Annotated in this window: 13 protein-coding genes; 9 read left to right on the forward strand and 4 right to left on the reverse strand. The window is 28.5% G+C overall.

Annotation, left to right across the window (positions count from 1 at the left end):
* Position 1 precedes the first annotated feature (1 nt).
* The 5 genes from cobA (at position 2) to ACFYH6_RS06885 (ending at position 5,425) form a co-directional block, all read left to right on the forward strand.
* Positions 2-1,489: a uroporphyrinogen-III C-methyltransferase gene (cobA, locus tag ACFYH6_RS06865; protein WP_416179523.1), complete on the forward strand. Its 1,488-nt coding sequence runs from the start codon at positions 2-4 to the stop codon at positions 1,487-1,489.
* Between the two features lies 1 nt (position 1,490).
* Positions 1,491-2,459, forward strand: coding sequence for a porphobilinogen synthase (gene hemB, locus ACFYH6_RS06870; RefSeq protein WP_416179524.1), 969 nt, complete (start codon positions 1,491-1,493; stop codon positions 2,457-2,459).
* Between the two features lies 1 nt (position 2,460).
* On the forward strand, positions 2,461-3,738 hold the full coding sequence (hemL, locus tag ACFYH6_RS06875) for a glutamate-1-semialdehyde 2,1-aminomutase (RefSeq protein WP_416179525.1): 1,278 nt from the start codon (positions 2,461-2,463) through the stop codon (positions 3,736-3,738).
* Between the two features lie 12 nt (positions 3,739-3,750).
* Positions 3,751-4,530 (forward strand): sirohydrochlorin cobaltochelatase, encoded by a 780-nt coding sequence (locus ACFYH6_RS06880; RefSeq protein WP_416179526.1) that lies wholly within the window; start codon positions 3,751-3,753, stop codon positions 4,528-4,530.
* Between the two features lie 103 nt (positions 4,531-4,633).
* Entirely contained in the window at positions 4,634-5,425 is a 792-nt protein-coding gene (locus tag ACFYH6_RS06885) for a formate/nitrite transporter family protein (protein ID WP_416179527.1), read from the forward strand.
* Between the two features lie 11 nt (positions 5,426-5,436).
* Here the strand turns inward: ACFYH6_RS06885 and ACFYH6_RS06890 are convergent, their stop codons facing one another.
* On the reverse strand, positions 5,437-6,459 hold the full coding sequence (locus tag ACFYH6_RS06890) for a branched-chain amino acid aminotransferase (RefSeq protein ID WP_316343718.1): 1,023 nt from the start codon (positions 6,457-6,459) through the stop codon (positions 5,437-5,439).
* A gap of 179 nt (positions 6,460-6,638) precedes the next feature.
* Between ACFYH6_RS06890 and ACFYH6_RS06895 the strand changes: the two genes are divergently transcribed.
* A complete protein-coding gene (locus ACFYH6_RS06895; protein ID WP_416179528.1) occupies positions 6,639-7,016 on the forward strand; it encodes a RidA family protein in 378 nt (125 codons plus the stop codon).
* A 325-nt stretch (positions 7,017-7,341) separates the two neighbouring features.
* Here ACFYH6_RS06895 and ACFYH6_RS06900 read toward each other — a convergent pair whose 3' ends face one another.
* Positions 7,342-8,085, reverse strand: a complete 744-nt coding sequence (locus ACFYH6_RS06900) for a TIGR03915 family putative DNA repair protein (RefSeq protein WP_416179529.1) — start codon at positions 8,083-8,085, stop codon at positions 7,342-7,344.
* 12 nt (positions 8,086-8,097) lie between these two features.
* Entirely contained in the window at positions 8,098-9,447 is a 1,350-nt protein-coding gene (locus ACFYH6_RS06905) for a putative DNA modification/repair radical SAM protein (protein WP_416179530.1), read from the reverse strand.
* A 318-nt stretch (positions 9,448-9,765) separates the two neighbouring features.
* On the opposite strand from ACFYH6_RS06905, the gene ACFYH6_RS06910 reads away from it, so the two are divergent.
* The 3 genes from ACFYH6_RS06910 (at position 9,766) to ACFYH6_RS06920 (ending at position 13,189) form a co-directional block, all read left to right on the forward strand.
* On the forward strand, positions 9,766-10,818 hold the full coding sequence (locus ACFYH6_RS06910) for an ABC transporter substrate-binding protein (protein WP_416179531.1): 1,053 nt from the start codon (positions 9,766-9,768) through the stop codon (positions 10,816-10,818).
* A 111-nt stretch (positions 10,819-10,929) separates the two neighbouring features.
* Positions 10,930-11,487 (forward strand): DUF3867 domain-containing protein, encoded by a 558-nt coding sequence (locus tag ACFYH6_RS06915; protein ID WP_316343713.1) that lies wholly within the window; start codon positions 10,930-10,932, stop codon positions 11,485-11,487.
* A 145-nt stretch (positions 11,488-11,632) separates the two neighbouring features.
* A complete protein-coding gene (locus ACFYH6_RS06920) occupies positions 11,633-13,189 on the forward strand; it encodes an ABC-F family ATP-binding cassette domain-containing protein (RefSeq protein WP_316343712.1) in 1,557 nt (518 codons plus the stop codon).
* A gap of 227 nt (positions 13,190-13,416) precedes the next feature.
* Here ACFYH6_RS06920 and ACFYH6_RS06925 read toward each other — a convergent pair whose 3' ends face one another.
* Positions 13,417-13,656, reverse strand: a complete 240-nt coding sequence (locus ACFYH6_RS06925) for a hypothetical protein (RefSeq protein WP_316343711.1) — start codon at positions 13,654-13,656, stop codon at positions 13,417-13,419.
* Between the last annotated feature and the right edge of the window lie 219 nt (positions 13,657-13,875).

Here is a 13,875-nt window from a genome sequence, read left to right on the forward strand (position 1 = left end):
AATGAGTAAGGTTTATATTATTGGTACAGGACCAGGAGATGAAGAATTATTAACTTTAAAGGCAGTAGAAGCTTTAAAAAAATGTACAGCAGTTTTATATGATAGATTAGTTTCCAATAACATATTAAATTACTTAAATGATAATTGTGAAATATATTATTGCGGAAAAGAACCAGGTGCTCATTATAAAACTCAAGAGGAAATTAATGAATCTTTAATTGAATTAGCTAAAAAAAGTCATGTAGTTGGAAGAATAAAAGGTGGAGATCCTTATGTTTTTGGAAGAGGTGGAGAGGAAGTATTAGCTTTAATAGATGAAAATATAGATTTTGAAGTTATTCCAGGTGTAACATCTCCTATAGCTGTTTTAAATTATGCAGGTATTCCAATTACTCAAAGAGGAATGGCACAAAGCTTTCATATAATTACAGGGATGACTGCTGGAGTACAAAATATTAATTGGGAAGCAGTTGCAAAGGAAAAAGGAACCCTAGTTTTTATGATGGGTCTTAGTAACCTTAATGAAATAATAAAGAACTTAATAAATAAAGGTAAAGATAAAAATACAAGTGTAGCTGTAGTAATGAGAGGTACTTCTTCAAAGCAAAAGAAGGTAGTAGGAACATTACTAGACATAGAAGAAAAGGTTAAAGAAGCTAAATTGAAATCTCCATGTATAATAGCTGTGGGAGAGGTAATTAGCTTAAATGATAAACTTAATTGGTATGAGAAGAAACCTTTATTTGGGTTAAATGTTTGCGTAACAAGGTCAAGAGAACAAGCATCTAATTTAAAAAGAAAGTTGAGAGAATTAGGAGCAGAAGTTACAGAAATTAATTCAATAAAAATTAAGGCAACTAAGGAAAATTTAAATGAAGTAAGAAATAAACTTTCTAGTTATGATCATATTATATTAACCTCTGTTAATGGAGTAAATATCTTTTTTGATTATATAATAGAAAATAAAATAGATTTAAGAGAAATAAAAGCAAAGTTTTCTGTAGTTGGAAAAGCTACGAAGAAAGCTCTTAATGAAAGAGGAATTCAAGCCTTTATTATGGGAAGAGAGTTTGTTGGAGAAGGATTATTTAAGGAATTAAAACCACATTTAGTAAAGGATGAGAAAGTTTTACTACCATGTTCTTCAGAAAGTAGAAGCTATTTAAAAGATGAAATTGAAAAATTAGGTCTAACTGTTGATAGAATTCATACCTATAACACTGTTTGTGGAAATGTAAAAAATGAGAAAGCCTTTGAAGAGGTTGACTTTATTTTATATACTAGTCCAAGTACGGTAAATAATATGATAAGCTTATTTGGAGTTCATAAACTTGAAGAAAAATATAATATAGCTATAGGACCACAAACTTTTAAGGCTTTAAAAGAAAATGGGCTTAATGGATATACTTGCAGAAAACATTCTGAAGATGGATTCTTAGAAGAAATAGTAGAAATATATAAAGCAAAAAAAGAAAGTAAAGGTGAATAAAATGATTAATAGGGGAAGAAGATTAAGAGCAACAACTGCTATTAGAGATTTAGTGAGAGAAAACACATTAAGTTCAAATGATTTCATTTTTCCTATTTTTGTTGTTGAAGGTGATAATAAAAAAGAAGAAATATCATCTATGAAAGGAAATTACCATTGGTCTATTGATAGACTTCCGGAAATAATTAAGGAAGTGGAAGAAAATAATATAAAAGGTATAATTTTATTTGGTATACCAAATCACAAGGATGATTGTGGATCAGAAAGCTATAATGATAATGGAATTGTTCAACAAGCAATAAGAAAAGTAAGAGAAATTTCTAAAGACTTATATATAATTGCTGATGTTTGTATGTGTCAATATACTAGTCATGGGCATTGTGGAATATTAAATGGAAATGAAGTTGATAATGATAAAACTCTAGAAGTATTAGGAAAGATAGCCTTATCCTACGCAAAGGCTGGTGCTAATATGGTAGCACCTTCTGATATGATGGACGGAAGAATTGGATATATAAGAGAATTATTAGATATAAATAATTATGAAAATGTTGCAATTATGAGCTATGCAGCTAAATATTCTTCTGCCTTTTATGGACCTTTTAGGGAAGCAGCTCATTCAGCACCTCAATTTGGAGATAGAAAAACCTATCAAATGGATCCAGCTAATTCAGAAGAAGCTATAAAGGAAATAGAATGGGATATTAAAGAAGGTGCAGATATAATTATGGTTAAGCCAGCAATGTCCTATTTAGACATTATAAGAAGGGCAAAAGAAAAAGTAAATGTACCTATTTGTGCTTATAATGTTAGTGGTGAATTTGCTATGGTTAAATCTGCAGCAGAAGCAGGACTTATAAATGAAAAAGCAGTAGCCTTAGAAATGTTACTTTCTATGAAAAGAGCAGGAGCAGATATGATAATTACATACTTTGCATTAGATGCAGTAAGATGGCTAAAGGAGAAGTAATATGGAAAATGAAGTAATATTCTATGAATCTAAAAAATATATGCCTGGTGGAGTTAATTCTCCAGTTAGGTCATATAAAAATATTGGAATGACACCACCAATTATTAAAAGTGGGAAAGGTGCAATAATAGTAGACGAAGAAGGTAAGGAATACATTGATTTTGTATTAGCTTGGGGTCCTATGATACTTGGGCATTCTGATAATGATGTTGTAAATGCTATAAAAAGTACTTCTGAATCGGCAATAGCCTTTGGAGCACCTACAGAATTAGAACTTATTATGGCTAAATTCTTATGTAAGAATCTAGAGAATATTGAAATGGTAAGAATGGTTAACTCAGGAACAGAAGCAACAATGAGTGCTATAAAGCTTGCTAGAGGTTATACTAAAAAAAATAAAATAATTAAATTTGCTGGATGTTATCATGGTCATTTTGATGGATTCTTAGTAGAAGCAGGATCAGGAGTATTAACTAATGGTATACCAGGTTCTTTAGGAGTACCAGAAGATAGCATAAAAAATACTTTGATAGCAATTTATAACGATAAAGAAAGTATAAAAACTTTATTTGATAAATATGGAGATGACATAGCAGGAGTTATTATAGAACCAGTGGCAGGAAATATGGGAGTAATTAAAGCTGAAGAAGATTTTATGAAGCTTTTAAGAGAGCTTTGTGATAATTATGGAGCCTTATTAATTTTTGATGAAGTAATGAGTGGATTTAGAGTTTCCTTTGAAGGTGCACAGAAGTTATTTAATGTTAAGCCAGATTTAGTTACCTATGCTAAGATAATTGGAGGAGGACTTCCTTGCGGTGCTTATGGTGGTAAAAAGGAAATAGTGGAATCTTTAGCTCCTCTAGGAGAAGTTTATCAAGCTGGAACTATGTCAGGTAATCCAATAGTTATGGCTGCTGGAATAGCAACCTTAAATAAGATAAAAGATAATAAAGAAGAGTATTATGAAAAGATAAATTATTTAGGGAAGCTATTAGAAGATGGACTAAGAGAAATATCAAAGGAAAAGAAAATACCACTAACTATAAATAGAGAAGGTGGAATGTTTACTATTTTCTTTACAGATTTAAAAGAAGTAAAAAGTTATGATGATGTTAAAACTTGTAATGAAGAAATATTTAAAAAATATTTTAAGCATATGATTAAAAATGGAATTAATATACCACCATCTCAATATGAAGCATTATTCTTAAGTGTTGTTCATACAGAAGAGCATATAAATAAATTTTTAGAAGCTTTTAGAAGTTTTAATATATAAGGTGATGATTTTATGTCAAAAGCAATTATAATAGTTTCTTTTGGAACATCTAATTTAGAAGGCTTAAAGGTAATAGAAGATTTTGAAAATGAAATAAGAGAGTATTTAAATGAAAGATATAAGGTCTGTAAAGCCTTTACTTCTAGCAGTATATCAAATATTTTATTTAATAAACATGGGAAAATAGTGCCTAGATTAGAAGAGGCATTATTTAATTTAAGTAATGAAGGGTATACTGAAGTATATATACAACCTCTTCATATAATTGAAGGTAGTGAATACATGTCTATATTAAAAATTATAAAAGAATATAATTATTCATTTTCAAAATTAACCTTGGGGAAGGTTATTATGGGTAATAATAAAGAAGAACTTATAAGGGGTTGTAATTTAATAGTTGATTCTATGGAAAAAGAATTAAATAAAGATGGAAACATAGTTTTAGTAGGTCATGGTTCAAGAACTATAGATGTAGCAAGCTATAATTATTTAAAACATACTTTTATAGAAAAAGGATTTAAAAGAGTTTTCGTAGGAACTTTAGAAGGTGAAAATAAAAAGGATAATATACTAAAGGAACTTTTATACAATGAAGTAGAAGAGGTTTCAATAGTACCAATACTTATGCTTCCAGGAAATCATATAGTTAGAGATATTTTTGGGGAAAGTGATTCATGGCAAAGTTTATTTATAGAAAATAATATAAAAGTAAGCCCCGTAAAGAAATCATTATTAGAGTATTCTATTATAAAAGAGTTTTATTTAAATTTAATAAGTAGTAATATTAGGTAAAATAAAGTTTTAATTGCAAAAATTTGTTTTTTATTGTAGAATGTTTTAGTCAAAAAATTAATTGTCTATAAAATAATATTTGTATGATGAAGTGGGGTGTATCATGTACAGTAAAGAAATTCGTAGTTTAGCCCATTCAGCTGAGGTTAAAAGTAATTTATTAAAAAGAAGTAAAGCCAAGTATATTATAAGTGCAATGCTTGGAAGTTTATTTGTAAGCTTAGGCATAATGCTTATTTATACTATTGGTGGAATAATGCATCATAATGATGTGAATACATATAAAATCCTTATGGGAGTATCCTTTGGAGTTGCTCTTAGTTTAGTTTTAATGGCAGGAGGAGATTTATTTACTAGTAATGCCATGATTATGACTATGGGTGCCCTAGAAAAAACTGTAACTTGGATAGATGCAATGAAAATTTGGTTTGCAAGTTGGATTGGTAATATTCTTGGCGGGATAGTTGGAGCAATATTATTTATTAGTGCAGGTTTAGCAGGTGGAAAAAGTGAGTACATAGGAGAATTTATTGTTAGCAATGCATTAGCTAAGATAAATACTCCAGCATATCAATTAATAATAAAAGGAATACTTTGTAACATATTAGTTTGTTTAGCAGTTTGGATGTGCTATAAATTAAAAGAAGAAACAGCTAAGATATTAATGATATTTTGGTGCTTATTCACTTTTATCACAGCAGGATTTGAACATAGTGTAGCAAATATGAGTTTCTTAGCTATGGGTTATTTAATAGATCCATCTACAATAACTTTAGGAGGATATGCCTATAACATAATTTTAGTTTCCATTGGTAACTTTATTGGTGGGGTATTATTCTTAGCATTGCCATATTACTTTATTACAAGCGGAGAGGAGAAAAAGGAGTTGTCATAGACAACTCCTTTTTATACTTCAAAAATCCATCCTTCTGGGGCTTCAATATCACCAAGTTGAATTCCACAAAGAATTCTATAAAGTTCTTTTATAACTGGACCTACTTCTTTTTCACTATAGAAAACATGTAATTTATCCTTATATTCTATTCCTCCAATTGGAGTTATAACAGCAGCTGTACCACAAGCACCAGCTTCTTTAAATTCATCTAAATTATCTACATAAACATCTCTTTCATAAACAGGCATATTTAAATAGTCCCTAGCTATATCCATTAGAGAGTATTTAGTTATACTTGGCAAAATTGAAGGGGATTTTGGTGTAATAAATTCATTGTTTTTAGTTATACCAAAGAAATTAGCAGCACCAACTTCTTCAATTTTAGTATGAGTAGCTGGATCAAGATATATACAATCTGCAAAACCTCTTTCAGCAGCTATTAAATGTGGATGTAGAGAAGCAGCATAGTTACCACCAACTTTTTGACCTCCTGTTCCATATGGAGCAGCTCTATCATAATCAGCAATCATAAAGTTACAGGGTGATAAGCCTTCTTTAAAATAAGGACCTACTGGAACTGCAAATATAGAAAATATATATTCAGGGGCAGGTTTAACACCAATATTATCGCCAACTCCTATCATAAATGGTCTTAAATAAAGTGTTGCTCCAGAGCCATAAGGTGGAACAAAATGTTCATTAGCTTTTACAACTTGTTTACAAGCATCTATAAATTTTTCAACTGGAATTTCTGGCATAAGGAGTTTTCTTGTGCTTTCATTCATTCTATTAGCATTTCTATCAACTCTAAATAATTGAATTTTACCATCTTTTCTTCTATATGCTTTTAGCCCCTCAAAACATTGTTGACCATAATGTAAAGCAGTAGATGCTTCACTTATTCTTAGCATATTATCTTCTGTAAGCTTACCTTCATCCCATTTTCCATTTTTCCAAACTGATATATATCTATAATCAGTTTTAATGTAGTTAAAACCAAGGTTACTCCAATCAATATTAACATCATTTTTCATATATAAAACCTCCCTCATGGTTTTGATATTATTTTATCATTTGTTGGAATAATAATAAATGATTATAAGTAAAATATGCAAATTATTTCATATTGCAGTTTTTTATAAAAGAATGTATAGTGGAATAGAGGAAAATATTGTATTTTAAATTATGTGGTATAGAAAGGAAGTGCATTATTATGCAAAAAGAAATTATTTCAACAAGTAATGCTCCATCAGCAATTGGCCCTTATTCTCAAGGAATTAAGATAGGTGATATGGTATTTACATCAGGACAAATACCAGTAAATCCAGCTACAGGAGAAGTTGTTACTGAAATTAAAGCAGCTACAAAACAATCATTAGAAAATGTTAAAGCAGTTTTAGAAGCAGCTGGTAGTAGCTTAGAAAAGGTAGTTAAGGTAGTAGTATTTATAAAAGATATGAATGATTTTGCTCAAGTAAATGAAGTTTACGGACAATATTTCACAGAAAATCCACCAGCAAGAAGTTGTGTAGAAGTTGCTAGATTACCAAAGCATTGCGTAGTAGAAATAGAAGCAATAGCAACTGTTTAGGAATTAAAAAATGAAAAAATGAAAGAATGAAAACTCTTTTTTGCTTACGCAAAAATGAAGAATTAAAGCATTCAAGTGTTACAGAATTATATACTTATAATTAAGCAAAAATATATAAATGAGATAATAGGTAATATTGAGTAATTAGCTATTATCTCTATTTATTATAAGGGAATCATTAACTACAACGAAAGTTGGAAATGTAAGTGAATATTAATAATAGTTAATTTTTATTGATAATCTGTTTATTTTATATATTTAAGTTTTGCGTAGCAAAACACCTAAAGCTATTACTTATGCTTTCTTACTTTTTACCTATAATTTCTTACTTATTGTCTATTTCAGTCAAGTTTTTCCAATATCTTTTGGGCATCATTCTTTTTTGAAGTTTTGGATTAGCTCTTTCTTTAATTGTAATAGATACAAAGTAATTTTTCCAAAGGTCTTCAAATTCATCATTATAGTTCTTTAAGGAATTATAGATATCATCATTCATTTCTGTTATTTCCCAGGAAACTTTATTATAAACTGAAGCTATATTTCTTTTAATGTCATGAATAATCCAATATTCATTAGAAAACCTTCTTTGAAAGTGAGGAGAAATAAGCTCTAGTATATTATTATCAGGTTCTATAGGTGAATAAAGGAATTTATTATTAATTAAAGAGAATCTAACAAAGCCAGTAAATCTATGAGCTTCAAGGGAAACTCTCCGTTCTATTAAATCTATTTCTCGCACTACATCTAAGTATAGATGCTTATGAATATCACTTCCAATTTTAAAAGCAGTTTTTAAATACTTATAGCATATAATACCTTTATTTTTATAATTTGATAAGTAAAGAGAATATATTTTACTTAGCGCTAATGGATCAATTTTAGTGACAATAGCAGTTTTAACTTTTTTGTATTTTTCTAAATCAGTTTCTAAATGTTTAACAGTAGTTAACATATCTATATCATCATAAGAATTTGTGTCTATTGAGATTATGTCTTCTTTTGAATAAAAAGCATAATAAATTGCAGTTAAAAATCCTTCGAAGGAATCTTCATATACTAACTTTAACATTTCTTCACCACCTTATATTTCACCAGTTATAGAAGTATGTTTATCCTTAGGTAAAACTATTGGATTACTTTCAGGAAGAAATATATTGCTTTTAGATTTAGTGTAGATATTATCAAAGAAAGACATCTGCTCTGAATTTTCATCATCTATCTTTGGCTTATCCATATAAAGCAATCTTGTTCTTATATTTTCATCATTGAAGGATACATCTCCATAATATTTTCCCTTACAGGTAATAAAGTACTTGGCTCTTTTTAAAACTACACCAATTTTCTTTAAATCCTCAAAGGAAAGAGAGTGAACTTTTCTAGAAATCATAATTTTTCTTGCTGAACGAACTCCTATGCCTGGAATTCTTAGTAATTCATCGTAGGATACTTTATTTATTTCCATTGGGAAATTAGAAATATTATTTAATGCCCATGATGTCTTAGGATCAAAATTTAAATCAAAGTTTTCATTCTCATCCTTTAATAGTTCTTGAGCTTTAAAGCCATAGAATCTAAGTAGCCAATCTGCTTGATAAAGTCTATGCTCTCTAACTAATGGTGGATGTATTATGTCTGGTAATGCCTTTTCATTTTTTACAACAGGAACATAGGCAGAATAATAGACTCTTTTTAATTGGAATTTCTTATATAGGTTTTCTGATAAATGTAATATTTTATAATCGCTTTCTGGAGTAGCACCTACAATAAGCTGGGTACTTTGCCCACCAGGAACAAATAATGGAGTAGAGGGTATATTTTTCTTTAAATCTTTATTTTCAATTATAGAATTTTTAATAACACCCATAGGAGCTAATATATTTTCCTTAGTTTTTTGAGGAGCAAGGAGCTTTAAGCTTGAAGCAGAAGGAAGTTCTATATTTACACTCATTCTATCTACATACTTGCCAGCTTCTTTTATTAAGGCTTCATCTGCACCAGGTATAGCTTTTAAATGTATGTAGCCATTAAATTTTTCATCTACACGAAGTTTTTTAACTACAGAAAGTAAAAGTTCCATTGTATAATTAGGACTTTTAAAAATTGCAGAGCTTAAAAAAAGGCCTTCAATATAATTCCTCTTATAAAAATTAATAGTTAAATCTACAACTTCTTCAGGAGTAAAAGCAGCTCTAGGAACATCTTTAGAAGAAGCATTAATGCAATATTTACAGTTATAAATGCAGTAGTTAGTAAGTAATATCTTCAAAAGAGAGATACAACGTCCATCTGCAGTAAAGCTATGACATATACCACTATTAGCTGCATTTCCTAAACCATTATTAGTATTTTTTCTATTAGAACCTGAAGAAGAACAGGAAACATCATATTTAGCAGCTGATGAAAGGATATTAAGTTTTTCTTTTACATTCATAAAACCACCTACTTAAAGAACTTATTATAATTATTATACAGAACATATGTTCTTAGTGCAATAAAAATATTAAAGGTTATTATAATAAATTAAAGGTTAATGTTGAAAAATTATACATATAATATTAAGGGCATTAGATAATTTAAAGTAAGTATAATAAAATTAATAGAAGTACAATATATTTTTAGTATTAACTATTTTAAGTAGATAAAACTTTTGCATAGATTTATATTTTAATATAAAATTATACTTGCAATAAATCTAATACACTTTATAATTATTGCTAAGTAACTATTACAGATGGAAGGAAGATAATTGATGAAAAAATCTATTAAGATTTCTGCTTTAGTTTTTAGCTTAATACTAGCTTTTGGACTTTTTGCAGGATGTCAAAAAAGTGATAAAAAAACTATAAATGTTTTAAATTATGGTGAAAACATAGCAGATGGTATTATAAAAGAATTTGAAGAAAAGTATAATGTAAAAGTTAATTATAAAACCTTTGATGAAATGGAAACAATGTACATAGAGGTATCATCAGGAAAAACTAATTGGGATGCAGTTCTAGTTGCTGATTATATGGCTGATAGAATGATACAAGAAGGGTTACTTCAAAAAATAGATAAGGATAAAATCCCTAATTTAGCAGAGATGAATGAAAGTGATATGGGTAAACCTTATGACCCAAATAACGAATATACAGTACCATATATGAATGGAACAGTAGGTATTATATATAATAAAGATTTAGTTGATGAGCCCGTGGATAGTTGGAATATAATGTGGAATGAAAAATATAAAAAGCAAATTTTTGTATTAGATGCACAAAGAGATGCAATAGGAATGGCACTTAAGAAATTAGGATATTCATTAAATTCAACTAATGAAAAGGAATTAGAAGAAGCAAAAAAAATATTAATTGAACAAAAGCCATTAGTTTTAAAATATGGTGCTGATGAAGTAAAAGATTTAATGACTTCAGGTGAAGCAGCTATAGCTATGATATGGTCAGGTGAAGGTTTAACTTTAGCTGATGAAAATGAAAATTTAGAGTATGTTATTCCAAAGGAAGGAGCTAACTATTGGTTAGATTCTTGGGCAATACCAACAAATGCAAATGATAAGGCAACAGCTGAAGAGTTTATAAATTTCGTAAGTGGTAAAGATAATGCTTATAAAATAGCTGAAGAAATTGGCTATACTACTCCAAATAAATTAGCTATGGAAGAACAACCTATAGAAGTGAAAAATAATGAAGGAGCCTATATGCCTAAGGATGTTATGGATAGATGTGAAATTTATCAGTATCTTCCACAGGATAAGCTTAAATTATATGAAGAAGTATGGAATGCAGTAAAGACAGCAGATTAATTAAAATTTTGTAAAAATTTATTAATATTGAGTTAAGTGAATAGAATATAAAAGTCAATAATAGTATAATATTATTAACATCTATTAAGAATATAGGAGCTGATTGATACTATGGATAGAATTATAGATTTTAATGAGATAAAAAATAGAGTAAATGATAAAGATATAGATAAATTTGAGTCATATATTTATAACTTGTATTATGATATGTCTTCTGGAAAGCTGAATATGGCAGACTTCACTAAAAAGATGATGGAATATATGGAAGAAAACAACATATCTCAAGATAAGTTCCTAAAGATGCAAACTAAGCTTATGGAAAGATATGGATTTGATGCTTCTGGCATAGAGGAGCAGCTTAAGTCCTTAGGATTAAATAATGTTATTCCAGGTGCTGAAGATGTTGAAAAAATAAGAAAGAATATGAGTTTTCAAGAAAAATATAAGGATAGGTTAAGGGTTTCAACTGTTAATAATTATTATATTTCTAATGAAAAAAATAACTTGAAAGTTCTAACAGAAGATGAAAAAGTAATATTAACAAGTGAAGGTAAAATAGACTTAAGTGATTTAGAATTAAATGAATTTTTATGTTCTTATAAGAAGGTAGTTGATGATAAAAATTTAATTATTACTATCTGTGAAAATGTTAAAGAATATGAATACTAAAATTGCTAAAAAAAATATATTTATTTTCTTAGATTATAGTTTATAATAAGTAAGGTATGAAATTAATCATACCTTATTTTTATGATTAAATTAATTAAATTTAGAAATAAATTATTAAATAGATACAAATGCAGGAGGATAATAAATGAGTGTTTTAACAGTTAAAGATATGAGTCATGGCTTTGGAGATAGAGCAATTTTTGAAGATGTGTCCTTTAGATTATTAAAGGGAGAACATGTTGGTTTAATTGGAGCTAATGGTGAAGGTAAATCAACATTTATGAACATAGTAACTGATAAGCTTATGCCAGATGAAGGAAAAGTTATTTGGTCAAATAATGTTAGAGTTGGATATATGGATCAACATGCAGCCTTAGAAAAGGGACAAAGTATTAGAGATGCATTAAGGGATGCTTTTAAGTATCTTTTTGATTTAGAAATAGAAATGAATTCCCTTTATGAAAAAATGGGAGATTGCACACCAGAAGAATTAGAAAAGATGCTAGACAGAACAGCAGTTATACAAGATCTTTTAGATCATAATGGATTCTATGTTATAGATGCAAAAGTAGAAGAAGTTGCAAAGGGCCTTGGACTTTTAGATTTAGGATTAGAAAGAGATGTAGATGATTTATCAGGAGGACAAAGAACTAAGATACTTTTAGGTAAATTATTACTTCAAAACCCTGATATATTACTTTTAGATGAGCCTACTAACTATTTAGATGAAGAGCATATAGAATGGCTTAAGAGATATTTAATAAACTATGAAAATGCATTTATTTTAATATCTCACGATATTCCATTTTTAAATTCAGTAGTTAACTTAATATATCATGTTGAAGAAAGAAAACTAACTAGATATGTTGGTGACTATTATGAATTTAAGAGATTATATGATGAAAATAAAAAGAGATTAGAAGCAGCTTATGAAAAACAACAAAAGGAAATAGCTAGACTTGAAGATTTCGTAGCTAGAAATAAAGCAAATGTTGCAACTGCTAATATGGCTAAATCAAGACAAAAGAAACTTGATAAAATGGAAGTTATAGAACTTTCAAAGGAAAAACCAAAACCAGAGTTTAACTTTAAAATAGCAAGAACTTCAGGAAAGACTATATTTGAAACTAAAGATTTAGTTATAGGATATGATTCACCTCTTACAAAGCCATTAAATCTTTATATGGAAAGAGGACAAAAAATAGCCTTAGTTGGAGCAAATGGACTTGGTAAATCTACATTATTAAAAAGCTTACTTGGAAAAATACAGCCTTTAAGTGGAGAAGTTCACTTAGGAGACTATCAACATATAGGATACTTCGAACAAGAAGATAGAGAAAAGAATACAAATACTTGTATAGAAGAAGTGTGGCAAGAGTTCCCAAGTAAAACACAATACGAAATAAGAGCAGCGCTTGCTAAATGTGGATTAACAACTAAGCAATTAGAATCAAAGATAATGGTATTATCAGGTGGAGAAGCTGCAAAGGTAAGACTATGTAAGATATTAAATACAGAAACAAACATATTAATCCTAGACGAACCTACAAATCACTTAGATGTAGATGCAAAAGAAGAATTAAAGAGAGCCTTAAAGGAATATAAGGGCTCGATCTTACTAGTATCCCACGAACCAGAATTCTATAGAGATGTAGTAACTGAAATCTGGAACTGTGAGGAGTGGACTACTAAAATAGTGTAACATAGTTAAATAATTTTAGTGAAGAACTAAGAGGTAAAAGTGAATAGTTGTGGAGAAAATTCATTCTGAATTTCTTTTAATTATTGAAGAGTTAGTGTAAATGCTAACTCTTTTTATATACTAAAAATTATATATTGGGAATACTAAATTATAAATATGTGATTTGATAGTAGGAATAATAATTATGGAAAATAAAAAGGTATGAGAAGAAATCTCATACCATTTAATTAATAATTAATACCAGCTTCTTTTATATTATTAATATCACCTTGAGAACATGGAGTAACTGCAAAAGTCATTTTACAATTTGGACATACAGTAACAAAGGTTTCCATTATAACATTTTCTCCACATGAACACTTTAGTTCATAAGGAGTAGTTAATTTTAAATTTGCTTTTTCCTTTAATCTAAGTCTATCAACAATAGCTTTTCCATCTTCTTTATTAGTTCCACAACCACAACTCATAATTGTACCTCCTAGAGTTTTTACTTAATATTATCACATTATCCATTATACATAAACTATTAATTTAGTATGTAACAATAGTTACCAATATAGCCTTTAGCATATTTTATTACGTATAACTTTAAATATGGATTGTATATAAACTTTTTATCTTGCTAATATATTCTATAACTGTTAATATAATAATGAAAATTAATTAATAATAATTAGCTAATGATA

The organism is Clostridium sp. HCS.1 (genome assembly GCF_047900555.1).
Taxonomy (GTDB): Bacteria; Bacillota; Clostridia; order Clostridiales; family Clostridiaceae; genus Clostridium.

What these genes read in the sequence shown, in the direction of transcription:
- cobA (WP_416179523.1), top strand. Translation starts at nt 2, where the DNA reads ATGAGTAAGGTTTATATTATTGGTACAGGACCAGGAGATGAAGAATTA.
- hemB (WP_416179524.1), top strand. Translation starts at nt 1,491, where the DNA reads ATGATTAATAGGGGAAGAAGATTAAGAGCAACAACTGCTATTAGAGAT.
- hemL (WP_416179525.1), top strand. Translation starts at nt 2,461, where the DNA reads ATGGAAAATGAAGTAATATTCTATGAATCTAAAAAATATATGCCTGGT.
- ACFYH6_RS06880 (WP_416179526.1), top strand. Translation starts at nt 3,751, where the DNA reads ATGTCAAAAGCAATTATAATAGTTTCTTTTGGAACATCTAATTTAGAA.
- ACFYH6_RS06885 (WP_416179527.1), top strand. Translation starts at nt 4,634, where the DNA reads ATGTACAGTAAAGAAATTCGTAGTTTAGCCCATTCAGCTGAGGTTAAA.
- ACFYH6_RS06890 (WP_316343718.1), bottom strand. Translation starts at nt 6,459, where the DNA reads ATGAAAAATGATGTTAATATTGATTGGAGTAACCTTGGTTTTAACTAC.
- ACFYH6_RS06895 (WP_416179528.1), top strand. Translation starts at nt 6,639, where the DNA reads ATGCAAAAAGAAATTATTTCAACAAGTAATGCTCCATCAGCAATTGGC.
- ACFYH6_RS06900 (WP_416179529.1), bottom strand. Translation starts at nt 8,085, where the DNA reads ATGTTAAAGTTAGTATATGAAGATTCCTTCGAAGGATTTTTAACTGCA.
- ACFYH6_RS06905 (WP_416179530.1), bottom strand. Translation starts at nt 9,447, where the DNA reads ATGAATGTAAAAGAAAAACTTAATATCCTTTCATCAGCTGCTAAATAT.
- ACFYH6_RS06910 (WP_416179531.1), top strand. Translation starts at nt 9,766, where the DNA reads ATGAAAAAATCTATTAAGATTTCTGCTTTAGTTTTTAGCTTAATACTA.
- ACFYH6_RS06915 (WP_316343713.1), top strand. Translation starts at nt 10,930, where the DNA reads ATGGATAGAATTATAGATTTTAATGAGATAAAAAATAGAGTAAATGAT.
- ACFYH6_RS06920 (WP_316343712.1), top strand. Translation starts at nt 11,633, where the DNA reads ATGAGTGTTTTAACAGTTAAAGATATGAGTCATGGCTTTGGAGATAGA.
- ACFYH6_RS06925 (WP_316343711.1), bottom strand. Translation starts at nt 13,656, where the DNA reads ATGAGTTGTGGTTGTGGAACTAATAAAGAAGATGGAAAAGCTATTGTT.